Annotated in this window: 22 protein-coding genes and 1 pseudogene; 10 read left to right on the top strand and 13 right to left on the bottom strand. The window is 59.6% G+C overall.

What is annotated here, in order from left to right; translation table 11 throughout:
* Positions 1-70 precede the first annotated feature (70 nt).
* Positions 71-673 carry a translation initiation factor IF-3 gene (gene infC / locus ACVBAU_RS08530; RefSeq protein ID WP_138923537.1) on the bottom strand — a complete coding sequence of 201 codons (603 nt, stop codon included), beginning with the start codon at positions 671-673 and terminating at the stop codon, positions 71-73.
* A gap of 160 nt (positions 674-833) precedes the next feature.
* Here infC and ACVBAU_RS08535 point away from each other — a divergent pair, with 160 nt between their 5' ends.
* Positions 834-1,541 (top strand): hypothetical protein, encoded by a 708-nt coding sequence (locus ACVBAU_RS08535; RefSeq protein WP_138923536.1) that lies wholly within the window; start codon positions 834-836, stop codon positions 1,539-1,541.
* Between the two features lie 113 nt (positions 1,542-1,654).
* Here the strand turns inward: ACVBAU_RS08535 and ACVBAU_RS08540 are convergent, their stop codons facing one another.
* From ACVBAU_RS08540 to cysG, 6 genes are all read right to left on the bottom strand, one after another.
* Positions 1,655-2,491, bottom strand: a complete 837-nt coding sequence (locus ACVBAU_RS08540) for a ferredoxin--NADP reductase (RefSeq protein WP_335745284.1) — start codon at positions 2,489-2,491, stop codon at positions 1,655-1,657.
* 88 nt (positions 2,492-2,579) lie between these two features.
* Positions 2,580-2,993 carry a DUF934 domain-containing protein gene (locus ACVBAU_RS08545; protein WP_448325699.1) on the bottom strand — a complete coding sequence of 138 codons (414 nt, stop codon included), beginning with the start codon at positions 2,991-2,993 and terminating at the stop codon, positions 2,580-2,582.
* Positions 2,990-3,778, bottom strand: a complete 789-nt coding sequence (locus tag ACVBAU_RS08550; RefSeq protein WP_335745282.1) for a phosphoadenylyl-sulfate reductase — start codon at positions 3,776-3,778, stop codon at positions 2,990-2,992. Before ACVBAU_RS08550 ends, ACVBAU_RS08545 begins: the two co-directional genes overlap by 4 nt.
* On the bottom strand, positions 3,768-5,432 hold the full coding sequence (locus tag ACVBAU_RS08555; protein WP_448325701.1) for a nitrite/sulfite reductase: 1,665 nt from the start codon (positions 5,430-5,432) through the stop codon (positions 3,768-3,770). The genes ACVBAU_RS08550 and ACVBAU_RS08555 overlap by 11 nt, the downstream gene beginning before the upstream one ends.
* Positions 5,432-5,731, bottom strand: coding sequence for a DUF2849 domain-containing protein (locus tag ACVBAU_RS08560; RefSeq protein WP_138923531.1), 300 nt, complete (start codon positions 5,729-5,731; stop codon positions 5,432-5,434). Before ACVBAU_RS08560 ends, ACVBAU_RS08555 begins: the two co-directional genes overlap by 1 nt.
* Complete coding sequence (gene cysG / locus ACVBAU_RS08565; RefSeq protein ID WP_448325703.1) at positions 5,731-7,125, bottom strand: siroheme synthase CysG; 1,395 nt, start codon at positions 7,123-7,125, stop codon at positions 5,731-5,733. Before cysG ends, ACVBAU_RS08560 begins: the two co-directional genes overlap by 1 nt.
* Positions 7,126-7,266: 141 nt before the next feature.
* On the opposite strand from cysG, the gene ACVBAU_RS08570 reads away from it, so the two are divergent.
* Positions 7,267-7,728, top strand: a complete 462-nt coding sequence (locus ACVBAU_RS08570) for an Lrp/AsnC family transcriptional regulator (RefSeq protein WP_005853026.1) — start codon at positions 7,267-7,269, stop codon at positions 7,726-7,728.
* A gap of 24 nt (positions 7,729-7,752) precedes the next feature.
* On the opposite strand, the gene ACVBAU_RS08575 is transcribed toward ACVBAU_RS08570, so the two are convergent.
* Positions 7,753-8,937, bottom strand: a complete 1,185-nt coding sequence (locus tag ACVBAU_RS08575) for a cytochrome P450 (RefSeq protein ID WP_448325705.1) — start codon at positions 8,935-8,937, stop codon at positions 7,753-7,755.
* Positions 8,938-9,008: 71 nt separating this feature from the next.
* Between ACVBAU_RS08575 and ACVBAU_RS08580 the strand changes: the two genes are divergently transcribed.
* The 5 genes from ACVBAU_RS08580 (at position 9,009) to ACVBAU_RS08600 (ending at position 15,424) form a co-directional block, all read left to right on the top strand.
* Positions 9,009-10,775: an ATP-binding protein gene (locus ACVBAU_RS08580; RefSeq protein ID WP_448328943.1), complete on the top strand. Its 1,767-nt coding sequence runs from the start codon at positions 9,009-9,011 to the stop codon at positions 10,773-10,775.
* A complete protein-coding gene (locus ACVBAU_RS08585) occupies positions 10,772-12,001 on the top strand; it encodes a sigma-54-dependent transcriptional regulator (protein ID WP_138923528.1) in 1,230 nt (409 codons plus the stop codon). Before ACVBAU_RS08580 ends, ACVBAU_RS08585 begins: the two co-directional genes overlap by 4 nt.
* A gap of 247 nt (positions 12,002-12,248) precedes the next feature.
* The gene (locus ACVBAU_RS08590) at positions 12,249-13,250 is read left to right on the top strand and encodes a DctP family TRAP transporter solute-binding subunit (RefSeq protein WP_138923527.1); all 1,002 of its coding nucleotides are present in this window, start codon (positions 12,249-12,251) and stop codon (positions 13,248-13,250) included.
* Positions 13,251-13,362: 112 nt separating this feature from the next.
* Positions 13,363-14,043: a TRAP transporter small permease gene (locus tag ACVBAU_RS08595; RefSeq protein ID WP_335745276.1), complete on the top strand. Its 681-nt coding sequence runs from the start codon at positions 13,363-13,365 to the stop codon at positions 14,041-14,043.
* 4 nt (positions 14,044-14,047) lie between these two features.
* Positions 14,048-15,424, top strand: a complete 1,377-nt coding sequence (locus ACVBAU_RS08600) for a TRAP transporter large permease (RefSeq protein ID WP_138923525.1) — start codon at positions 14,048-14,050, stop codon at positions 15,422-15,424.
* 103 nt (positions 15,425-15,527) lie between these two features.
* On the opposite strand, the gene tpiA is transcribed toward ACVBAU_RS08600, so the two are convergent.
* The 5 genes and pseudogenes from tpiA to rimK all read right to left on the bottom strand — a co-directional run bounded on the left by tpiA (position 15,528) and on the right by rimK (position 20,027).
* Positions 15,528-16,277 carry a triose-phosphate isomerase gene (gene tpiA, locus ACVBAU_RS08605; protein WP_448325709.1) on the bottom strand — a complete coding sequence of 250 codons (750 nt, stop codon included), beginning with the start codon at positions 16,275-16,277 and terminating at the stop codon, positions 15,528-15,530.
* A 99-nt stretch (positions 16,278-16,376) separates the two neighbouring features.
* Positions 16,377-16,721 carry a HesB/IscA family protein gene (locus tag ACVBAU_RS08610; RefSeq protein ID WP_093733019.1) on the bottom strand — a complete coding sequence of 115 codons (345 nt, stop codon included), beginning with the start codon at positions 16,719-16,721 and terminating at the stop codon, positions 16,377-16,379.
* Between the two features lie 137 nt (positions 16,722-16,858).
* On the bottom strand, positions 16,859-18,070 hold the full coding sequence (locus ACVBAU_RS08615) for a glycerophosphodiester phosphodiesterase family protein (RefSeq protein ID WP_254700537.1): 1,212 nt from the start codon (positions 18,068-18,070) through the stop codon (positions 16,859-16,861).
* A gap of 126 nt (positions 18,071-18,196) precedes the next feature.
* Positions 18,197-18,559, bottom strand: coding sequence for an SUF system Fe-S cluster assembly protein (locus ACVBAU_RS08620; RefSeq protein ID WP_093733017.1), 363 nt, complete (start codon positions 18,557-18,559; stop codon positions 18,197-18,199).
* Positions 18,560-18,645: 86 nt separating this feature from the next.
* A pseudogene (gene rimK, locus ACVBAU_RS08625) lies at positions 18,646-20,027 on the bottom strand (30S ribosomal protein S6--L-glutamate ligase).
* Positions 20,028-20,257: 230 nt separating this feature from the next.
* Between rimK and ACVBAU_RS08630 the strand changes: the two are divergent.
* From ACVBAU_RS08630 to ACVBAU_RS08640, 3 genes are all read left to right on the top strand, one after another.
* A complete protein-coding gene (locus ACVBAU_RS08630) occupies positions 20,258-20,419 on the top strand; it encodes a hypothetical protein (RefSeq protein ID WP_448325711.1) in 162 nt (53 codons plus the stop codon).
* On the top strand, positions 20,376-21,383 hold the full coding sequence (gene tgt, locus ACVBAU_RS08635) for a tRNA guanosine(34) transglycosylase Tgt (RefSeq protein ID WP_448328945.1): 1,008 nt from the start codon (positions 20,376-20,378) through the stop codon (positions 21,381-21,383). The genes ACVBAU_RS08630 and tgt overlap by 44 nt, the downstream gene beginning before the upstream one ends.
* A 105-nt stretch (positions 21,384-21,488) precedes the next feature.
* The gene (locus ACVBAU_RS08640; RefSeq protein ID WP_448325713.1) at positions 21,489-22,586 is read left to right on the top strand and encodes an alkene reductase; all 1,098 of its coding nucleotides are present in this window, start codon (positions 21,489-21,491) and stop codon (positions 22,584-22,586) included.
* The last annotated feature ends 256 nt before the right edge of the window (positions 22,587-22,842 follow it).

Below are 22,842 nucleotides of genomic sequence, written 5' to 3' on the forward strand. Positions count from 1 at the left end.
ATAAACAAAGAAAAGCCCCCGCAGGAAACTGCGGGGGCTTTTTACGTCTCAGACTGTTGATTGTCTGGAATTATTTAGGCAGCGGTCCGATCAGCATAACCATCTGACGGCCTTCCATTTTCGGAAAGTTTTCAACGCGGCCCATCTCTTTGGTGTCTTCGGCGACACGTTCCAGCAGCTCGCGGCCGAGATTCTGGTGCGCCATCTCACGACCACGGAAACGCAGTGTGACCTTCACCTTGTCGCCGTTCTCGAGGAACTTGAACACGTTACGCATTTTGACGTCATAATCATTGGTATCAGTGTTGGGCCGGAACTTGACCTCTTTGATCTCAATGATCTTTTGCTTCTTACGCGCTTCGGCTTCACGCTTTTGCGTCTCATACTTGAATTTGCCAAAGTCCATGATCTTGCACACGGGCGGGTTGGCATTGGGCGAAATCTCGACCAAATCAAGTCCGGCATCAACAGCCATTTCCATGGCGCGATCCGGTGTCACGACGCCAACGTTTTCGCCATCCGCGCCGATGAGCCGGATTTCGTTGGAGCGGATATTTTCGTTGATGCGCGGGCCGGTATCTCTTTGCGGCGGCGCGTTATGCGGTCTGCGAGCGATGATGATCGTCCTTTGATTGTTATAGTGATGTCGAGAACGGAAGGTAAACCTGCTCATGGTCTTCTTCAAGCCGCAAAATGGCGCATATACAGGGTAAAATAGCTGTTTTGCTGGTGATTTCCCCAAGGTGAAGCGGCGTATCGCGCATTTGACGCTGTGCATGGGCATATAGTATGTGCTGCAGGGGATTAACAAAGTTCAAAGGAACAACAGCATCATGAAAAACCTCATCTGGATTGTCATCGCAGGGGTGATCGCGCTTGGCGCGTACATGTTGTATTCGGGCCGGTCCGTCCAAGAGATCGCGACCGATGCGTCTGATGCGGTCAATGCGCCCGAAGCGTTGGAAAGCGCTACCGCAGCAGTGGGCGACGCTGTCGAGGCAACAGAGGGTGCCGTGACCGACGCGGTCGAGGCGACAACGCAAGCTGCAAACACTGCAGCCGATGCGCTGGCCGAAGCTGCCGAAGACGTGGCGGATGCTGCTGCCGCGGCAGGTGAAAGCGCCGTAGATGCGACCAAGAAGCTGGCCGATGATGCAACGCAGGCTGCCAATGAGACTGCTGATGCTAGCGTTGAAGCGGACAGTCGCGCCGAGGCCGATGCAATGGCAACCAGCGACGAGGGCGACAACGACGCTGCCAGCACCACCCGGTCCGACACCGCATCCGAAGGGGCCAGCGCTGATACGCAACCAGAAGCAACCGCAGATGTTCAGGCCGATGTCACCGCCGACGCCGACACGCCAGAGCAGCTGACCACCGTTGACGGGTTCGATTTGGAGAAGGTGCAGACCCTGATCGACACGTCTGACCTGCCGGCAACGCAGAAAACGCTGTTGAAAAACGGTCTGGCGACTGCGGCTGAAAACCCGGACACGTTGCGTGTGATCCTTGCGCAAATCCGCGAGGCGCTGGCGCTATAAGCACAGGCCGCTACCAGTGCCTGACGACAAGCCAAGAAAAAGCCGCGCCCCTGACAAGGGCACGGCTTTTTCATTTCTGATAGAGAGCCCACGGGGGGCACCGCTACATCGGATCAGCCGACAAAAGCCTTTTCAACGACATAGTGTTTGGGGTCGGAATTCGCACCTTCCTCAAGCCCGAACCCTTCCAGCACTTCCTTGATATCCTTGTTGAATTCCAGGCTGCCGCAGACCATACCGCGATCGGTCTCGGCGGTGATGCCATCAATGCCAAGGTCTTTGAACACAGTGCCATCTTGCAGCAGGTTGGTGATGCGGCCCATCTTGGGGCTCTGCTCGCGGGTGGTTGTGGGGTAGTACACCAGTTTGTCGCCGATCATCTCGCCAATCAGCGGATCGTCGGCAAGACCTTCAACCAGCGTGCGCCCATACTCAAGCTCGGCCACATCGCGGGTGGTGTGGGTCATAATGATCTGATCGAATTTCTCGTAGGTTTCGGGTTCGCGCAGCAGGGATGCGAAAGGCGCGAAACCTGTGCCGGTCGCAAAAAGCCACAGCCGTTTGCCGGGCAGCAGTGCATCATGGACCAGCGTGCCCACGGGCTTGGGGCGCAGGATGATTTCGTCGCCGGGCTGGATGTGCTGCAACTTCGAGGTCAGCGGACCGTCCTGCACTTTGATCGAATAGAACTCCAGCTCTTCGTCCCACGACGGCGAGGCGATGGAATAAGCCCGCAGCAGGGGCTTTTGCTTGCCTGTCTCGGGGTGCGGGTCGCCCATCAGGCCAATCATCACGAATTCGCCTGACCGAAAGCGCAAGGACGCCGGACGGGTCACGCGGAATGAAAATAGCCGGTCCGTCCAGTGTTTAACGGAGGTCACGGTCTGCGCGTCAGGTAGGGTCGGCACGGGTTTGGCGTCGGTTTGGGTCACTACTTTTTGCTCGGTCATAATTTCATCTGCGCGCAGGTCGCGGTGCGCAGCCTTTCTCTAGGGGAAGGAAGAGGACAGGGAAAGCATCGAAGGCCAGAAAGCCCGATCAGCCGCGCAGTCGCGCCTGATAATTATGCTCCTGCCAGTTTGCGCGGGCCAGCCATTGGTCCTGCGGTTGACGGGCGGCTAGATCATCGGGGATCTCTACCTCGTCAAAGCCGGACCGGCGGGCCATAGCGTATTGGTCCGCAATCACATGGCCATGGGCCCGCAGCCGCCCGGTATAGCCGCGCAGACGCAGCTGGCGTGCAATGGTGAAACCGCGCCCGTCAGCCGAACTGGGAAATGCCACGCGGATCATCGACACCGACCCGTCAACCGGAATCGTTTCAGGTTGCGCGTCAGAGGGCACATCAAGCGCTGTCGAATCCGCATCTGCGCCGTCTGTGGCATCGAAGGGGGCATAGGTCGCGGTAAAATCATCCGCGACGAACCCTTGATCGTTGATCAACTGTGTCATGTCTTTGCTCCTACACGGACCATCTTGCCATCGACAAAATGAATACCGCATTCTTCTTTTTCAATGTTTCTCCAGCGTCCGGCGCGGGGGTCTTCGCCCGGTTTCACCTTGGAGGTGCAGGGCGCGCAGCCGATGCTGGGATAGCCTTGGGAGACCAGCGGGTGCCGGGGCAGGCGGTTCTCGTCGATGTAGTCAGATACATCAGAGGCCTGCCAATGGGCCAGCGGGTTTACCTTGATCCGTGCGGGCGCATCAGCTGGGGCTTCGACCTCAAAGAACGGCAGACTGGCGCGCGTGCCCGACTGAAAGCGTTTGCGCCCCGTAATCCAGCCGTCAAACCCTTGCAACGCATGTTGCAGCGGCACGGTTTTGCGGAAGGCGCAGCAGGCGTCGGGGTCGCGCAGGTGCAACGTCCCGTCGGGGTCTTTCTCTGCCACGTCTTGCGCACGGATCGTCTGCACATTGCGCAGGCCCAACCGCTCGCTCAGCTCTTGCTGGTAAACCAGAGTCTCGGCGAAAAGCATTTCCGTGTCGATGAACAACACCGGCAAATCGCGTTTAACCATAGACGCAAGGTGCAACAGCGCGACGGATTCCGCCCCGAAGCTGGAAACAAGCGCCAGATTGGGCACATTGTCGATTGCAGCACGCAGCACGTCAGTGGCGCTGTGATGGCGCAGGCCATCGTTCAGCGCCTCCATCTGACGGGTCAGCGCCGCGACGCGGTCCGGCCCTTCGGGGAGGATTTGTTCCCCATTTGGAAGTGTCAGTTGATCACGCGGCATTGGCTTGTGCTTCCGGGTAGAGGGCGGCCTTGAACGGGGCAAGACCAAGGCGGCGGTAGGCTTGCAAGAAGGTTTCGGTCGCGTCGGTGCGCAGATCAAGGTAGCCTATTACCAGCCGCTCAATCGCCGGGATGATCTCGTCGGCGGAAAAGCCCGGGCCAGCCCGTTCGCCGATGGCAGCGTTTTCAGTGCCGTCACCGCCCAAGGTAACCTGATAGTTTTCCACACCCGCACGGTCGAGACCGAGGATCCCGATGTGGCCCACATGGTGGTGACCACAAGCGTTGATGCAGCCCGAGATCTTGATCTTGAGCGGGCCAACATCGTGTTCCAGCTTGAGCTCGTCAAAGCGGGTCGCGATTTCTTGTGCGATCGGGATCGACCGCGCTGTGGCCAACGCGCAGTAATCCATACCGGGGCAGGCGATGATGTCGCTGATCAGGCCGATATTGGCCGTGGCAAGGCCGACTTGCTTGAGCGACGCGTGCAGAGCAGGCAGATCGCTGCGGTGCACATGGGGCAAGATCACGTTTTGCTCGTGGCTGATGCGCAGTTCGTCGTGTCCGTATTCGGCGGCCAGTTCCGCCATGCGGTGCATCTGTTCGGCGGTGGCGTCGCCCGGTGTTTCGCCATGCGCCTTGAGGCTGATCGACACGATGGCATAGCCGTCTTCGCGGTGATCGGTCAGGTTGGTGTCGGCCCAGCTTTTGAACACCGGATCGCTGTTATAGGCGGCGGTAAACGTGTCGATGGGGGCCGTTTTAAACGTCGGGCTGGCGAAATCCGCCTCGATGCGCGACAGCATCTGCTGGTCGACGCCCGTGAACTGCGGACGGATCAGCGCATAACGGGCGTCCACCCGTGCGCGGATGTCGTCGATGCCGTTCTCATGCACGGTGATCTTGATCCGCGCCTTGTACTTATTATCGCGCCGGCCCAACAGGTTGTAGACCGAGACGATCGCCTCTAGTGTGGGCAGCAGGTCTTCGGAGCTGACGAAATCATACAGCACCTTGCCGATCATCGGGGTCCGGCCAAGGCCGCCACCGACGATGACCTGATAGCCGACTTCGCCATCTTTCTCGACGATTTGTAGCCCGATATCATGGGCTTTGATGACCGCACGGTCGTGCGCCGCACCAGAGACGGCGACCTTGAACTTGCGCGGCAGGAACTGGAATTCCGGATGATCAGTGGACCATTGGCGGATCAGTTCGGCCACCGGGCGCGGATCAGCGATTTCATCCGCTGCGGCACCGGCAAAATGATCGGCGGTCACGTTTCGGATGGTGTTGCCGCTGGTCTGGATGGCGTGCATGTTCACATCGGCCAGCGCGTCCAGCATATCGGGGACATCACGCAGCTGGGGCCAGTTGTACTGGATGTTCTGGCGCGTGGTAAAATGGCCGTAGCCCTTGTCCCATTTAGCGGCGATCTCCGCTAGCTTGTGCATCTGGCGGCTGCTGAGCGTGCCATAGGGAATGGCCACCCGCAGCATATAGGCGTGCAGTTGCAGGTAGAGCCCGTTCATCAGGCGCAGCGGCTTGAACTCGTCCTCGGTGAGGGAGCCGTCAATGCGGCGTTCAACCTGCCCGCGGAATTGCGCGTTGCGTTCGGCGATAAAGGCGTCATCGAATTCGGTGTAGCTGTACATTATTGAACCTCCTCCTGCTTGCCATGGGTATAGTTGCTTGGGCCCTTGGCGCGGAATGCTTCGCGGAAATGCGTTGGTTTGGGTGCGGCAGAGCTGGTGTCGACATCGGCCAGATAGGCCCCGACAGTCAGGTCGGCCTGCTGGATCGCATCGATCAGGCGCAGGTCCGCATCGGCCTCGTCGGTCAGCACTTCGGCTTCTTCAAGCTTGCGGGTCCAGCCGGTCGCGGTCTGGTAGATCACGTCGCCTTCAAGCAAGGCATTGGCTGTGACGACTTTGGGGGTAAAGGGCTTGGCCATTATGCCATCTCCTCTTGGAAAAATTCGGTTGTGGCACGGGCTGCAGCACGCGGGGCAAGGCCGTAAAAGGTAAGGGCGGGGCCAGCGAGGTCAGCCGCGGCAAGGTCAGTGGGCAAGCGGTCCAGCGTGGTTTCGACGATACGCTGGTTGGCGCGGGAGGCGTTTTCAACCAAGGTGACAGGCGTGGTGCGGTCCGCGCCATGCATCAGCAGGCGGCCTTGGATGAAGCGCGCGGATTTCTTGCCCATATAGATCGCGGCGACTTCACCCGGGCGCGCTAGCGCGGCCCAGTCATGGTCAGCAAACCCCTTCATATCGTGACCCGTCAGGAACCGGACCGAAGCGTTGCGCCCGCGTTTCGTCAGGCTTTGCCCGATGGTGGCCACGGCGGCAGAAGCAGAGGTGATCCCCGGCACGATGTGCCAGCCGATGCCATGGGCGTCCACCGCGTCGATCTCTTCGTCCAGACGGCCAAAGACCGTCGCATCGCCTGACTTCAGGCGCACAACCTGCGCGCCGGATTGGCCATGTTCAACCAACAGGTCATTGATGGTTTCCTGCGCGGTGGAGGGGCCGAAGCCTTCCTTGCCCACGTCGATCATCAGGGCCTCGCGGCGGGCCAGTTCAAGGATTTCGGGGGAAATCAGCCGGTCATAGATCACCACATCGGCCTCATCCAACGCGCGGCGGGCCTTGAGGGTCAGCAATTCTGGGTCACCCGGGCCACCGCCCACAAAGGCAATGTGACCGGCGCGTGCGGCGCGGGACTGGTGGTCGGCGAGCAGCGTGCTCAGCGCGTTTTCAACCGCCGTCTTGCCATCCGCCACGGCGCGGGGGCCTGCAGCAAAGTAATAGTCCCGCCAGAAGTCGCGGCGCGGACGGCCAAAGGGCAGGGCATCGGCCATCTTGCGGAAACCTTTGCCAATGCGTGCCAGCGTGCCAAGGGTCGCGGGCAGGCGTTCTTCCAGATCAGCCTTGATCGCGCGGGCGAGCACCGGGGCCGCGCCTTCGGTGCCGATGGCGATGGTCACGGGGTCACGGTCCACGATCGCAGGCGTGATAAAGGCGCTGTCGTGAAGATTGTCGACGATATTGACCAAAGCACCCTCGGCGCGCGCAATGGCGGCGGTGCGGGCGTCTTCGGCGTCGTCCTCATCGGCGGCATAGAACAATTTCGCGCACAGCACATCGCCATGGCGCAGGGCACGGGTGTGCAGCGTCAGACGGTCTGCATCGGCCCAGGCGGTGATCTCGGGCGCGGGGGTCGGGGCGAAGACGCTGATCTTGGCTTGGGTCTTGAGCAGCAGGCGCAGTTTGGCCAGTGCCGCTTCGCCACCGCCCGAAAGAACGATGCGCTGGCCCTTGGTGGAGAGAAAGATTGGGAAGTGATCCATAAGGTTCGGTCCTTGCGCTTAGCTTGACCTCTATATAGGAAATAATTCCGATATGGCGCTAGGTGCTTGCGGATATAAGAACGTGCGTTCTATTCTGCGCAGCAGACAGAACAGCAGACCACAGACTGAAGGGAAAACAGAATGGATGTTCGGATCGACGACGTAGACCGGAAAATTCTAGCGCAGTTACAGCGTGATGCGAGCCAGTCCCTGGACGATATTGCCCGCGAGGTAGGCAGTTCCAAGACCCCTGTGTGGAACCGGATTCGCAAACTGCGCGAGGCAGGGGTGATCGGGCAGCATACGGTTGTGCTGGATGCAGAGGCGCTTGGCTTCGAGGCGTGTTTCTTTGTGTTGATCCGCACCTCGTCCCACGAGGCCGATTGGCAGGCCGCGTTCCTCAAGGCGTTGAAAAACCGCCCCGAAGTGCAAGAGGCGCACCGGTTGGCGGGGGACATCGACTATATTCTCAAGGTCCGCGTCAAGAACGCGCGCGCCTATGATGCGTTTTATCAGGCGCTGATTTCAGAGGTGCGCGTGCACAACGTCACAGCGCTGCTGTCGATGGAAGAGATCAAATCTACCACCATGCTGCCGCTGTAACGCCGTGGTGCGGGGCGGCGCGAATTAGACCGTCACCATCAACCGTTCCAGCTTGTGAAAGTGGTAGGTGTTGGCAAAGCGCGGTGCTTCGGCAAGTTGCAGGTTCGGCGCATGATCAAAAAGCGCACGCAGCGCGATCTGCATTTCCAGCCGTGCCAGCGGCGCGCCGACGCAGAAATGCAAGCCGCCGCCAAAGGCCGCATGTGCCTTGGCCGGACGGGCAGGGTCGAACACATCGGGCTGGTCGTATAGCGCGGGATCGCGGCCCGCGGCCCCCAGCACCAGTGCGATTTTCTTGCCTTGTTCAAGCGTGACATCGCCCAGTTCGATATCCTCGTAGGCGAAACGTTCGAACACATGCAGCGGCGGGTCGTAGCGCAGGATCTCTTCGACCGTGGCATTGATCGTATCGGGTGCAAGCGCGCTGACAGGGGTGTTGTGTGCCAATAGACAGGCGATCCCATTGCCAAGCGCATGCACCGTCGCCTCGTGGCCCGCATTCAGCAGCAGAATGCAGGTGCCGATCAGCGCATCGGTGCTCAGCTTTTCGCCATCCTCTTCAGCGGCGATCAACTGGGTGATCAGGTCGTCACGCGGGTCTTGGCGACGCTCGTCGACATAGCGCCGCAGAAAGGCGGTGAAATCGGCGGCGGCGGTATTGGCAGCCTCTTCGGTCGCCCGGGTGCGGCCAATCTGATAGACCGCAACCATATCGTTGGACCAGCGCAGGAGGTCGGGCCACATCTCTTCGGGCACGCCAAGCAGCCGCGCGATGATACGCACGGGAAGCTGGGTGCAGAATGCGGGGATCAGATCAAACGGTTCTCCCTTGGGCAGATCGTCCAGTAAGCCTTGCGCGATCTCTTCGATCTCGGGGGCGAGGCCGGCGATCCGGCGCGAGGTAAAGGCGCGCAGCACCAGACCGCGCAGACGGGTGTGGGTCGGCGGCTCCAGCTCGAGCATCGACTGGTTTTCTACCGCGTAAAAGTCGCGCATGTGGTCAGGTGTCGGCTGGCGCTGGTCGGCGGGGACCTCGCGGCCCAAACGTCGGTCGCGCAGCAGCGCCTGCACCGTGGCTGCGTCAAAGGCAGCCAACATGCCATAGTCCTGCCAGAACAGCACAGGGCCATCCGCACGGGCCTGCGCATAGGCGACATAGGGGTTTTGGACGAATTCGGTATCAAGCGGGGAAAGGTTCAGCATTTTCATGGGGCCTAGCAATAGCTGCGGCTCTGGTCTTTGCAAGCGGGTCTGTGCCAAATAACGCTATGACCTCCGGAATGCGCCGCCGCATCGCCACCTTTGTGCTGTTTCTGATCACCGTGCTGGCGCTGTCCGGCGGGGTCTGGCGCTATGCCTATTTGCAAGGGCTGGACCAGCTGCATGCACGCGGGCAGGCCGATTTGTCGCTGGTCAGTGACCGGCTGGTCGGGCAGCTGCAACGCTATCGTGATTTGGCGGTGTTTCTGGCGGATCACCCGCAGGTGGCGCAAGTGCTGGACCGTCGGCCCGTGGTCGAGGCCCAAGCGTTCCTGCAAGAGGTTGCTGACAAGACCACGGCGCTGGATGTGCAGGTGTTGGACCGGTCAGGCGATGTGATTGTATCCGCGCTTGGGCCAGACGGGGCGCAGGTGCCGCGGGCGGATCAGGGCTTTGTCCAGCGCGCATTGCGTGGCGCGCTTGGCTGGGGGCACGGCCCGGCCGCGCCGTTGACCGACCGGGCCTATTTCCACGCGGCCCCCGTTTTTGCACCGGACGGTCAGGTGCGCGGCGCGGTGGTGGTGTCGACCGATCTGAACGGCATCGATTATGACTGGCGCGGCAGCAATCCGGCTGCGTTTTTTACCGATACCAATGGCGTTGTCCAAATTGCCAACCGATCAGAGCTGCTATTTTGGGCGCGGCCCAAGGGCGCACAAAGGCTGGTACCGCCTGATGGTGCGCAACTAGAGTTCGCCGTGTCAGAGGTCCGCACCCATGAAATCTGGCGCATGGGCTGGGGGCCGTATCTGCCCGACGCCGCGCTGCACCTGACGCGTGCATTGCCGGTGGTGGGCATGACGGGCGAAGTCTTGCTGGACATCGAGGGCGCGCAGCGGCTGGCCCTGTCACAGGCGGCAGCGGTGGCAGCGCTCTGCCTTGCCTTTGGCGCGCTGCTGTTTCTGGCCACCGAAAGGCGTCGCGCACTGTCGGATGCAAATGCGGCCCTTGAACGTCAGGTTGCCAAACGGACCGCCGCACTAAACGCCAGCAACACCGAATTGCGCCGCGAGGCCACCGAGCGCGAAGAGGCACAAGCCGCGCTGCGCCGTGCGCAGGCGGATCTGGTGCAGGCGGGCAAGCTGTCTGCGCTTGGGCAGATGTCGGCGGGCATCAGTCACGAACTGAACCAGCCGCTGATGGCGATCCGGTCTTTTGCGGAAAACGCGGTGCAGTTCCTTGAGCGTGACCGCCCGGACCGGACGGCTGAAAACCTGACCCGTATCTCGCAGATGGCCGACCGTATGGCGCGGATCATTCAGAACCTGCGGGCCTTTGCACGGCAGGAGAGTGTGCCGCAGACCCGTGTGGATGTGACCCGCGTGGTGGCAAGCGCACTCGAGCTGACCCAAACCTATGTACGCGATGCGGGGGTCACGCTTGAATACGGGCCCGCCAATGCGCCTGTTTGGGTGCGGGGCGGCGAGGTGCGGCTGGGGCAGGTGTTTGTGAACCTCATCACCAATGCCGTCGACGCAATGGGCGGCAGCGAGTGCAAACGGCTGACCATCACCGTCGATCCCTCGGATCCCGTGCGCGTGACGTTTTGCGACACCGGTCCGGGAATCGAAATGCCGGACAAGGTGTTCGACCCGTTCTATACGACCAAGTCGGTGGGCAACGATACCGAAGGCACCATGAGCGGCATGGGACTGGGGTTGTCGATCAGCTATGGCATCGTGCAAAGCTTTGGCGGGGACATTCGCGGCTCAAATCTTGACGCGGGCGGTGCGATGTTTTCTGTGACGTTGGAAAGCGCAGATACGGGTGAGGAGGGGCAGGCATGAGCAGAACCGTTCTTTTGATCGATGACGATGCCTCTGTCCGCGAGGCGCTGGCGCAGACGCTTGAGCTTGCGGATATCGAAGTGGTCGCAGCAGGGTCATTCGTCGCCGCCAAGGATCGTATCACAGAACGGTTTGACGGGATCATCCTGTCAGACATGCGCATGCCCGGGCGCGACGGGTTTCACCTGCTGTCCTACGCCCATGAACAGGACCCCGATCTGCCGGTGATCTTGCTGACGGGCGAGGGCGATATCCCTATGGCTGTACGCGCGATGGAGGCGGGGGCCTTTGATTTTTTGGAAAAGCCCTGTGCGCCTGCCGCGCTTTTGACGGTGATTGAACGCGCGCTGAAGACGCGGGCACTGGTGCTGGAAAATCGCCGCTTGCTGCATATCGTGGAAACTGGTGACCCGGCCGCACGGATGATCTTTGGGTCTTCCGATCTGTCGGAACGGCTGCGCGATAAAGTGCGGCGCGTGGCGCAGGCGAATGCCGAGGTGCTGGTCACCGGTCCGTCGGGGTCTGGTATTTCAAAGGTGGCCGAAGTGATCCACCTGTCCTCGCAGCGATCAAAGGGTCCTTTCGTGAAACGCGCCGCCGCGGGGCTAAGCCCCGATGACGTGAGCGATGCGCTGCATGCGGCATCAGGGGGCAGTCTGTTTCTGGATGAGGTAGCGCAACTGCCCGCGCAGACCCAGCTGAGCCTGATCGAAGCGCTGGATCAGGTCCACGATGTGCGCCTGATCGCAGGCAGTGCGCGCGAGTTGCAAGCCTTGGTGACCGAGGGGCAGTTCCACGCTGACCTCTATTACCGGCTTGAAGTGATGACCGTGCGCATCCCGTCTTTGTCAGAGCGGCCCGAGGATATTGCCACGATGTTTCGCCGCTATGTCGATCAGGCGGCCGAGCAATCCGGCGTCCAGCCACCCGAGGTGACACCGCAGATGATCGCGGGTCTGATGGCGCGGGACTGGCCGGGCAATGCGCGTGCGCTGATGTCAGAGGCGATGCGCTTTGTCATGGGCGTGTCGGACGAGGTCACGCCGGATGCGACCCTTGGCCTGTCGGATCAAATGGCACAAGTCGAACAGTCGCTGCTACGCGCTGCGTTACGCCGTGCGCAGGGGCAGGCGAGTTCGGCGGCAGCGGCGCTCAAGCTGCCGCGCAAGACTTTCTATGACAAGCTGGCCCGCTACGGGATTCGGCCAGAGGACTTTCGCGGCTAGGATGTGCGGTTTTTCGCACAAGGGCCGTGCTCGGTGTGCGGTTTTCCGCACAGGTCAGGTGGGTGCGGTCTCTTTATACCTTAATGACGGCATTTAAGCTTCTGATATTGAATATATTTAACGTCTCCTTCATCTTTCAAGGCCTCTGTCTTGTGAGGTCGGCAAAATAACGCTCTAGTATCGCCACCGCATTTGGAACGACCAGATGCCGAGACTTGAAAAACAGTTCTCTGGGAGGAGACATCACATGAAATTCCTGACAACCACTCTGGTGGCAATGACGCTGTCCGTAAGCGCTGGTGCTGTTGCTGCGGCCTGTGATGATGGCGAAGTCGTCATCAAGCTGAGCCACGTGACCAACAGCGACCGCCACCCAAAAGGTATCGCTGCATCCCTGCTGGAACAGCGCGTCAATGACGAGATGAACGGCAAGGCCTGCATGGAGGTTTTCCCGAACTCCACGCTGTACAACGATGACCAGGTTCTAGAAGCGCTGCTGCAAGGCGACGTTCAGATGGCGGCACCATCGCTGTCGAAATTCGAACAGTTCACCAAACAGTTCCGCATTTTCGATCTGCCCTTCATGTTCAAAGACATCAACGCTGTAGACGAGTTCCAGAACTCCGACACCGGTGTGGCGATGAAAGAATCCATGACGCGCCGTGGCCTGCGGGGGCTGGCATTCTGGCACAATGGCATGAAGCAGATGTCGGCAAACAAAGCACTGAACGTGCCGTCGGATGCAAACGGGCTGAAATTCCGCGTTCAAAACTCTGACGTGTTGAAAGCACAGATGGCAGCAATGGGTGCGTCACCGCAGCCGATGGCCTTCTCCGAAGTCTATGGCGCGCTGCAAACCGGCGTTGTTGACGGTCAGGAGAACACCTGGTCCAACATCTATGGCCAGAAGTTCTTTGAGGTGCAGGACGGGACAACTGAAACCAACCACGGTGTTCTGGACTATATGCTCGTGACGTCCACCGACTGGTGGGACAGCCTGGACGCCGATGTGCGCGACCAGCTGGCGACAATCGTTCAAGAAGTGACCGAGACCCGCAACGCGGAATCGTCCAAAGTGAACGCCGAAGCCAAGCAGGCGATCATCGACGCCGGTGGTGTTGTGCGTGAACTGGACGCAGCGCAGCGCGAAGAGTGGGTCTCTGCTATGAAGCCCGTTTGGGAAGAGTTCACAGCGGACGTCGGTCAGGAAAACATCGACGAAGCCCAAGCGATCAACGCCAAGCACTAAGACCTGTTCTGCCCCGTCTGACTGCAGGCGGGGCATATCACTTGCGTCAGGCCCCGACATGCCCCGCGGCGTGCGGGCCTGATCCACTCTCCTCTCACAGCGGAGCATTTCCATGTCACATGGTGTTCAATCTCATTCTGCGCTCGGGCGCATCGTCAACGAGCTTGAGGAAACGGCGATTGCCCTCATCCTTGGCCTGATGACCCTCATCACCTTTATCAACGTCGTCCTGCGCTATGGTTTTAACACCGGCATCATCTGGGGATTGGAGGCCGTGACGTTTCTGTTCGCCTGGCTGGTCCTGTTCGGCATGAGCTATGCGGTAAAGGTCACGGCGCATCTGGGGGTCGACGCGGTCGTAAACCTGTTTTCGCTGCCCAAACGTCGGATTCTGGCGCTGGTCGTAGCGGTGATCTGTGTGGTCTATGCCGCGTTGCTGATGAAGGGCGCGTGGGATTACTGGGCACCGTTCGCGGGGCTGGATGCCACCACCGGCCGCTGGTTCCCCACAGGTTTTGCCGATAGCCGCGATCAGGCGTGGTATGAAACCGTCGATATCCCAATGCCGGACTGGCTGCGCTTTATCGAGCCGATCATGAACGAGGGCGAAACCTACGGCAAACTGCCACGGTTCATCCCCTATTTCATGCTGCCCTTCGGCATGGCGCTGTTGCTGTTCCGTTTCATTCAGGCCGGTTTGCGTGTCCTTAACGGGCAGGCCACAGCGCTGATCGTTAGTCACGAGGCCGAAGATGATATCGAAGCCGTCAAACACATGAACGCGGAGTCCTAAACGCATGGAAGTCCTTATCCTCTTTACCATGATCGTCGGGCTGATGTTGCTGGGCGTTCCGATTGCCGTCAGCCTCGGCTTCTCGTCGATCGTCTTTCTGCTGGTGCTGTCCGACAGCTCTCTTGCGTCTATCGCGCAGACGTTCTTTCAGGCAATGGCGGGGCATTATACGCTGCTGGCGATCCCGTTCTTTGTTCTGGCGTCTTCCTTCATGTCGACCGGCGGCGTGGCCAAGCGGATCATCCGTTTCTCTATCGCGCTGGTCGGGCATTTTCCCGGTGGTCTGGCGATTGCGGGTGTCTTTGCCTGTATGCTTTTCGCGGCCCTGTCCGGGTCTTCGCCTGCAACGGTCGTTGCCATCGGCTCCATCGTGATCGCGGGGATGCGTGAAACTGGCTATACCAAGGAATTCGCCGCAGGTGTCATCGCCAACGCGGGCACCTTGGGCATCCTGATCCCGCCGTCCATCGTGATGGTTGTCTATGCCTCTGCCACGGATGTCTCTGTCGGGCGTATGTTCCTTGCAGGCGTTATTCCGGGTCTCATGGCGGGCACCATGCTGATGCTGACCATCTACGTCATGGCGCGGGTTAAAAAGCTGCCCCAAGGCGAATGGCGCGGCTGGGGCGAGGTCTTTGCCTCGGGGCGTGAAGCAGGCTGGGGTCTGATGCTGATCGTCATTATCCTTGGCGGTATCTATGGCGGTATCTTTACCCCCACTGAAGCCGCTGCGGTGGCCGCCGTCTACGCCTTCTTGATCGCGACCTTCGTCTATCGGGACATGGGGCCACTGCACGTCGAAGGTGAGGGGCGCAACCTGTCGCTGATGCGCAAGCCGATGGCGCTGGTCACCGTGTTCTTCCACCGCGACACCCGCGACACCTTGTTCGACGCCGGTAAGCTGACCGTGACGCTGATGTTCATCATCGCCAATGCACTGATCCTCAAGCACGTGTTGACCGATGAACAGATCCCGCAGCAAATCTCTGCTGCGATGCTGAATGCCGGCTTTGGCCCGATTATGTTCCTTGTGATCGTCAACGTGATCCTGCTAATCGGTGGCCAGTTTATGGAGCCGTCGGGTCTGTTGATCATCGTCGCGCCGCTGGTCTTCCCGATTGCGATTGAACTGGGCATCGACCCGATCCATCTGGGGATCATCATGGTGGTCAACATGGAAATCGGGATGATTACTCCGCCGGTTGGTCTAAACCTCTTTGTGACCTCAGGCGTGGCGAATATGCCGATGATGAATGTGGTCAAAGCCGCACTGCCATTCACCGCAGTTCTGTTCGTCTTCCTGCTGATGGTGACCTATATTCCGGTCATTTCGACTTGGCTGCCGACATTGATGATGGGGCCCGAAATTATCACCCGCTAGGGGGATGAGGCCCAACACATAGAAGTAGAAAAGGCGGCGTATCCCAGTGGATGCGCCGCCTTTTGTTTATGTCCTGCAGTGAGTTTATTTGGCAAAATGAAGGTCAGGCGGCAGAGAGCGCTTTGAGGATGGGGACGAAATCAGCGGCCTTAAGGCTCGCGCCCCCGATCAGGGCACCGTCCACGTTTTCGACCTTGAAGATATCCGCCGCGTTGTCCGGCTTTACCGAGCCGCCATACAGCAGCCGCAGCGCGCCGCTGACATCGGAGCCAAAGCGTTTGGCAAGTTGGGCGCGGATGAAATCATGCACTTCGATGATCTGATCAAGCGTCGGGATTTTGCCAGTGCCAATCGCCCAGATGGGTTCGTAAGCGACGACGGTATTATCGCCCGTGCAGCCATCGGGCAGGGAGCCCGCGAGCTGCTTGGCGATGATATCCAATGTTGTACCTGCGCTGCGGTCTGCTTCGCTTTCGCCGATGCAAATGATGGCGGTCAGGTCTGCGGCCCAAGCGGCTTGCGCTTTGCGGGCGACGTCAGCGTCGCTTTCGGCATGAGCCTCGCGGCGTTCTGAATGCCCGACGATCACGTAAGTCGCGCCGATGTCCTTGATCATCGGGGCAGAGATATCGCCGGTGAACGCGCCTTTCGGTTCTGCGTGGCAATCCTGCGCGCCGATGCCGACGGAGGAACCTTGCGCAGCAGTGACAGCCGGCATCAGATAGGCGGAAGGCGGGCAGATCACGGCCTCTGCACTGTCGCTGTCCATCGCAGCGGCAACATCGGCCAGCATGTCCAGACCGGCCAGCGAGCCGTTCATCTTCCAGTTTCCAGCGGCAAGCTTGCGGCGCATGTGCATATCCTTCATGTGGTTTTACAAAGGGATACCAGCGCCACCCCGACAGGGCAACGTCAAGCTCACGTCACACGCAGCGCGAGCGGCCGGCTGCCGTTAGCCGAATTTAATGGATTCGCCACACCCGCAGGCTTCGGTCACATTGGGATTGCGGAACTTGAAGCCGGATTCCAGCAGCGAGGTTTCATAGTCGATTTCGGTGCCGAAAAGAAACATCTGTGCCATCGGCGCGATCATCACCCGCGCGCCGTCCTGTTCGACAACTTCGTCGTTGGTGTCGGCCTCGTTCACATACTCCATGGTATATTCCATGCCGGCGCAGCCCCCTTTTTTGATGCCGATGCGCAGACCGGCATGGCCTGCGGACGTCATCAGCTTGGTGATCTGATTGGCGGCTTTGGGGGTGATGGTGACGGCTTGCTTGCCTGGGATCGCGAACATGCTGAATACTCCTGTTACTGACAAGATAAGGCCTTTGGCGCGGTTTCTCAAGCGGGGGTCTGCACAATAGCAAAAGGCCGCCCCCGAAGGGACGGCCCTGTCGTCAAACGCTGCTGCGCACGGTCATATGCTGTTGTTCACAGCCCCATGCAGTTTGCGTAATAGGTTACGGTTGCGGGCCAGTCAGAGAAGACACCCTTTACGCCCGCTTCTTGCGCCAGAACATCAAGCGCAACCAGATAGTCGCTGTCGTCGGTGATGATGTCGCCGACCGACTGGAAGTACCATCCACCGCCTGTGGACAGCGGACCAGAGCGTTCCAGCGTCCAGGCAATCAGGTTCAGACCGGCTTCGCTTGCTTTCATCGCATAGTCAGAGGCGGCCAGTGTGCCGTCCTTGTTGGTCAGCAGCATGTTCAGCGAGGGGGCCAGATACTGCACGCCTTGCTCTTTCAACTGGGCGAAATCCTGCGTCCAGGTGCTGGGGTCCTGCTCGTCAAAACCTTCGCTCCATTCCACCAGATAAACGGCTTGCTTCCCGAACTCGGGCTCGGCCTTGATCCAGTAAAGCACATCATCCAGGTTAAACGACTGCGCCCACACGTCCGAGGCAGGGATGCCTGCGGATTTGTATTCGTCGATCATTTTTTGCGCGTAGTCTTCTTGGCTGAAGCCGTCATGCGGCATCTCGACCGAGGCGGACTTTAGTTCGGGGGTGAACTTTGCACCAAGGGATTTGAACAGCTCGATCGATTCCGCGTGGGTCATCAGATCGGCACCGTCGCTATAAAGCTGCGTGCGGAAGCTGGCGACGCCGCCCTGATACTCTTCGGCAGTCGTGGCTGTCGCATCGGCGCTGTCCATCTTGGGGGTCAGCGTTTCGAACTCGGCCAAGGTGATGTCAGAGGTGCGGCATTCGGCGCTGGCACCATTCTCGCCCGCAGCAGCGGTAAAGCCCGCGGTGCATTTATCAGCAAGATCGGTCAACAGGATGTTGGTGGTGGTGTGCAGATCGTTCTGGGCGTGGCGGCAGACCAGTTCGTGATCTGCTGTAAAGGTCACGTCACATTCTAGAATGCCGGCCCCCATGCGTACCGCAGCAACGTTGGATTGCACGGTATGTTCGGGGAACATCAGCGGCGCGCCGCGGTGTCCGATCGAGAAATCGGTTTTCGACGGCGTCTGGCCCATGCAGGAAGCCAGCTTGTCCTTAAGATCGCCATCGGGGAGCTTGTCTACCAGATAGGCGGGACGGGGGCCGTATTCGACGGGCGTGGGGGTGCTATGGGCATCGGCCAGCAGCGCGGTCGGGGCCAAGGCCAAAGCTGTAAGGGCAGTTGTTAGTCGCATGATCGCTCCAATATAAATCATCTGGCTGCGGTGTGGCTACCGGATGTTACAATGATGCGACCATTGCGTGAAAGTGATGTAAAATCAACCGGGACGTGAGTCACGCCCCGATGTTTGCCCATGAGCTTACATGAATCCCAGTTCAAGACGGGCTTCGTCAGACATCATGTCCATGCCCCATGGTGGTTCCCAAACCAATTCAACGTCGACGGTCTTGACGCCGGGCAGAGGTTCAACCGCATCGGCAACCCAGCCGGGCATCTCACCCGCGACAGGGCAGCCGGGCGCGGTCAGGGACATCTTGATGTTGACCTCGTTTTCCGCGTTGATATCGATCGTGTAGATCAACCCCAGCTCATAGATATTCACTGGAATCTCAGGGTCATATACCGTGCGGCAGGCCTCTGTGATCTGCTCGTACAGCGGATGATCCGTTGACGAGGGCGCGATCAAAGGGGTGCCTTCAAGAGATTGGGTACTGTCAGTCATCAGGGCCTCGCTGCGTTATCTTATCGTTTATATAGGGATTGCATCCAGCACCGTCCAGAGGACAGCCCCATGATCTATGGTTTGATCTATCCTTTGCGCTTGCGCACAGGCTGCGGCTTTACCCGCGCTTCGATCATGTCATAGATCATGCCGACGATATCCTTGCCGGTGGCTTTCTCGATTCCTTCGAATCCGGGCGAGCTGTTGACCTCAAGGACTTTGGGCCCGCTGTCAGAGCGTAGCAAATCCACACCCGCTTTGCCCAGACCAAAGGCCCGCGCCGCGCGCAGGGCGGTCTCGCGTTCAAGCTTGGTGATGCGCACAACTGCGCCGTCCCGCCGCGGTGCAGGTTGGACCGGAAGTCGCCATCCGCGCCCGTGCGCTTCATTGCGGCAACGACTTTGCCGTCGACCACAAGGCAGCGCAGATCCTCGCCCGCCGCCTCCTTGACGAAATCCTGCACCAGAAAGTTCGCCTTGAGCCCGCGGAACGCATCGATCACGGATTCAGCGGCCTTTTTGGTTTCAGCCAGCACGACGCCCTTGCCTTGGGTCGATTCCAGCAACTTGACGATCAGGGGCGCGGTGCCCACCAGCGCCATCAGGTTCGACGTGTCCTTGGGCGAGGCGGCAAAAGCGGTCGTGGGCATGCCGATTTTTTTCGAAGCCAGAACCTGATGCGCGTGCAGCTTGTCGCGGCTGGACAGAATGCCGGCAGAACCGTTGACACAATAGGTGCCGATGGTTTCGAACTGGCGAATGACGGCGCAGCCATAGGGTGTGACCGACGCCCCGATCCGCGGGATCACAGCGTCATAGCGCGGCAGACGTTTGCCGTCGTAATGCACTTCGGGCGCCATGGCGTTGATCGCCATATAGCAGCGGGTGGTGTCGATCACTTCGACTGTGTGGCCGCGGGCTTCGCCGACTTCGACTAGACGCGATGTGGAATAGTTACTGGCTTCACGGCTTAGCACGGCGACGCGCAAGGCCCGCTGCGGCGCTTTGTGACGTACGGCAGCGGTGTGGTAGACGTCATAGCTCAGGTCCGGCTGTAGCCGTTTTTCGGTGGGCGAGATGGTGATGTGATCGGTCAGCGCCTGACGCCCCAGCAACATACGGCTGGTCATGCCGGCACGGTTGGTGAGGGTCACGTCGATAGGCCAGCTTTGACCCGCAACATCCATCTTGGTCGAAATGACATAGCGCAGTTCGGCCTCGCCATTCGAAGAGGTGACTTCGCGCCGGTCGATGATCGGAGCAGAGCAGGTGATGGTGATGTCGTCGTTGCCTGCTACGGGGTGCACGGTGAAACGCACTTTTGGCTTGGACGCGGGTCCAAAGACTTCGATGTCATGGGCATGCAGCGCCGAGGTGCGCGCGCCGGTGTCGATCTTTGCCTTGATCGCAGGCAGGCCCAGATCAGGAAGGGCAATCCATTCTTCCCAGCCAAACGTCAATTCTTGCATGTCACACACTCCGGCACAGCTAAATGATCCCGCCGCCTAGCAGGTCGCCCGCGTCTACTCAAGCCACGACACCGGCTTCCAAATGGCATAAATCCCGGGGTCCGGGGCAGCGCCCCGGCGGTTCGCGCTGGATATAGCGCGGTTTTGCGGACCTTCCATGACAGCCGCCGTGATCGGGCAAATGAACTGCATGATTGCGCCTGTCTTGGTGACATCTTATAGCCGCAGTCATGAAAAAATTCTCGTTTGATCTTCAGGCCCGCGATGGCGCGGCGCGTACCGGTGTCATTTCTACCCCACGGGGCGATATTCGCACACCCGCCTTTATGCCCGTGGGCACCGCGGCCACTGTCAACTATGATGCCCGAAAGCGTCGCGGCCACGGGGGCTGATATCCTGCTGGGCAACACCTACCATCTGATGTTGCGTCCCACTGCTGAACGGATCGACCGTTTGGGCGGTCTGCATAAATTCATGAACTGGGATAAACCCATCCTCACGGATTCCGGCGGGTTTCAGGTCATGAGCCTATCGGATCTGCGCAAGCTGACCGAAAAGGGCGTGACCTTTAAAAGCCACATCGACGGATCAAAGCACGAGCTTACGCCTGAACGCTCGATGGAAATCCAAAAGCTGCTCGGCTCGGACATTGTGATGTGTTTCGACGAATGTCCTGCCTTGCCAGCGGATCGGGCGCGTATTGCTGAATCGATGCGCCTGTCGATGCGGTGGGCCAAACGCAGCCGCGACGCTTTTGGCGACCGTCCGGGCTATGCGCTGTTCGGTATCCAGCAAGGTGGTCTTGAACAGGATTTCCGCGAGGAAAGCGCCAAAGCGCTCATTGATGTGGGCTTTGACGGCTATGCCGTGGGCGGTCTGGCCGTGGGCGAGGGGCAGGAGGCGATGTTCGGCTGTCTGGATTTTGCCACAGATATGCTGCCGGTGGACCGGCCGCGATATCTGATGGGGGTGGGCAAACCCGACGATATTGTCGGTGCCGTTGCGCGTGGCATTGATATGATGGATTGCGTCTTGCCGTCGCGGTCCGGGCGTACGGGGCAGGTTTTCACCCGTCACGGTGTTGTGAATATCAAGAATGCACGCCACGCTGACGACCCGCGCCCGTTGGACGAAGCCTGCACGTGCCCGGCCTGTGCCAACTACAGCCGCGCCTATCTGAATCATGTATTCCGCAGTCAGGAAATGATCTCGGGAATGCTGCTGACATGGCATAACCTGCACTATTTCCAAGAGATCATGGCCGGTATGCGTGGTGCGATTGCGGCGGGCACATTTGATGCGTGGCAGGCTGATTTTCATAGCCAGCGGGCACAGGGCGACATCGACCCGCTTTAGGAAAACCTTCCTTTGATTGGAATAAACCTGCGCCCCGGTCCTTGTGATGACGGGGCGGAGGTTTAGGTGCTGTAGTCAAGAGACAACACCCCATAGGAGCTTTCCATGACTGAGGCATTATTCACCCCGTTGAAAACCGGCGCAATCGAGGCCGCGAACCGCATTGTTATGGCCCCGCTGACCCGCAGCCGCGCCAATGACGACACCGGCGAAGTCGGCGATATGCACGTCGAATACTACGCACAGCGCGCCGGGGCCGGGATCATCATCACCGAAGCGTCCCAGATCAGCGCCGAAGGCAAAGGGTACATCAAAACGCCGGGCATCTACACCGAAGGGCAGGTTGCCGCATGGAAAAAGGTAACCGATGCGGTGCACGCCAAAGGCGGCAAGATCGTGATCCAGCTGTGGCATGTGGGCCGGATCAGCCATGTTGATATCCAGCCGGATGGTCAGAAACCCGTCGCCCCGTCGGCCATCGCGGCGGATGTTAAAACCTTTACCAAGAACGGGATGTCCCCCACATCCGAACCCCGTGCGCTGGAACTCGACGAGATGCCACGCATCGTCGCCGATTATGTCCACGCGACCAAAATGGCGCGTAAGGCCGGTTTTGACGGAGTCGAGGTCCACGGGGCCAACGGCTATCTGCTGGATCAATTCCTGAAAACCTCCAGCAACAAACGTGATGACGCCTATGGCGGATCGGTCGAAAACCGCGCGCGCCTGCTGTTCGAAGTGCTGGACGGTGTCGTTCATGCGTGGGACAGCGATCACGTCGGTCTGCGCTTGTCGCCGTTTTCCCCTGCGAACGCGATCGCCGACGATAATCCGCAAGAAACCTTTGATTACGTTGTCGACGCGCTGAATAAATACAATCTGGCGTATCTTCACATGGTTGAAGGGTCGACCGGCCAGTCGCGCGATCTGGACAGCAACGAAGACCTTGGCAAGCTGCGGTCGCTGTTCGACGGCGTCTATATGGCGAACAACCTGTATGACCGCGACATGGCGATTGACGCAGTTGCCAACGGCAAGGCTGATCTGGTGGCCTTTGGTCGCCCTTATATCGCGAACCCCGATCTGGCCAAACGGCTCGAGCTTGACGCACCGCTGAACGACGGTGACACAAGCACCTTCTACGCAGGTGGGGAAGAGGGCTATACCGATTATCCCTTCCTCGAACAGGTCGCTGCGGAATAAGCTCGCTAAGCGCGAAAAAGAAGATTTCCGGCCCGTTTTTTGTCATTCGGGCCGGTTAACCATGGTTATTGCCGCTTTTCGCCGCTAATCATGCGATCCGCGCTTGTCTGTCCGCCGGTGGCGGTTCATTCTGGGGCGGACCTCACGCCAGATGGCCCGCGTTCGAACGGATCACAGCATAATGGGGATTGAAACAGGCGAGTAGGGTCCCCAAATATCCTACTCAGAACAGGAGATGAACGAACGGTCGCCTAAG

Source organism: Sulfitobacter sp. M13, assembly GCF_053474885.1.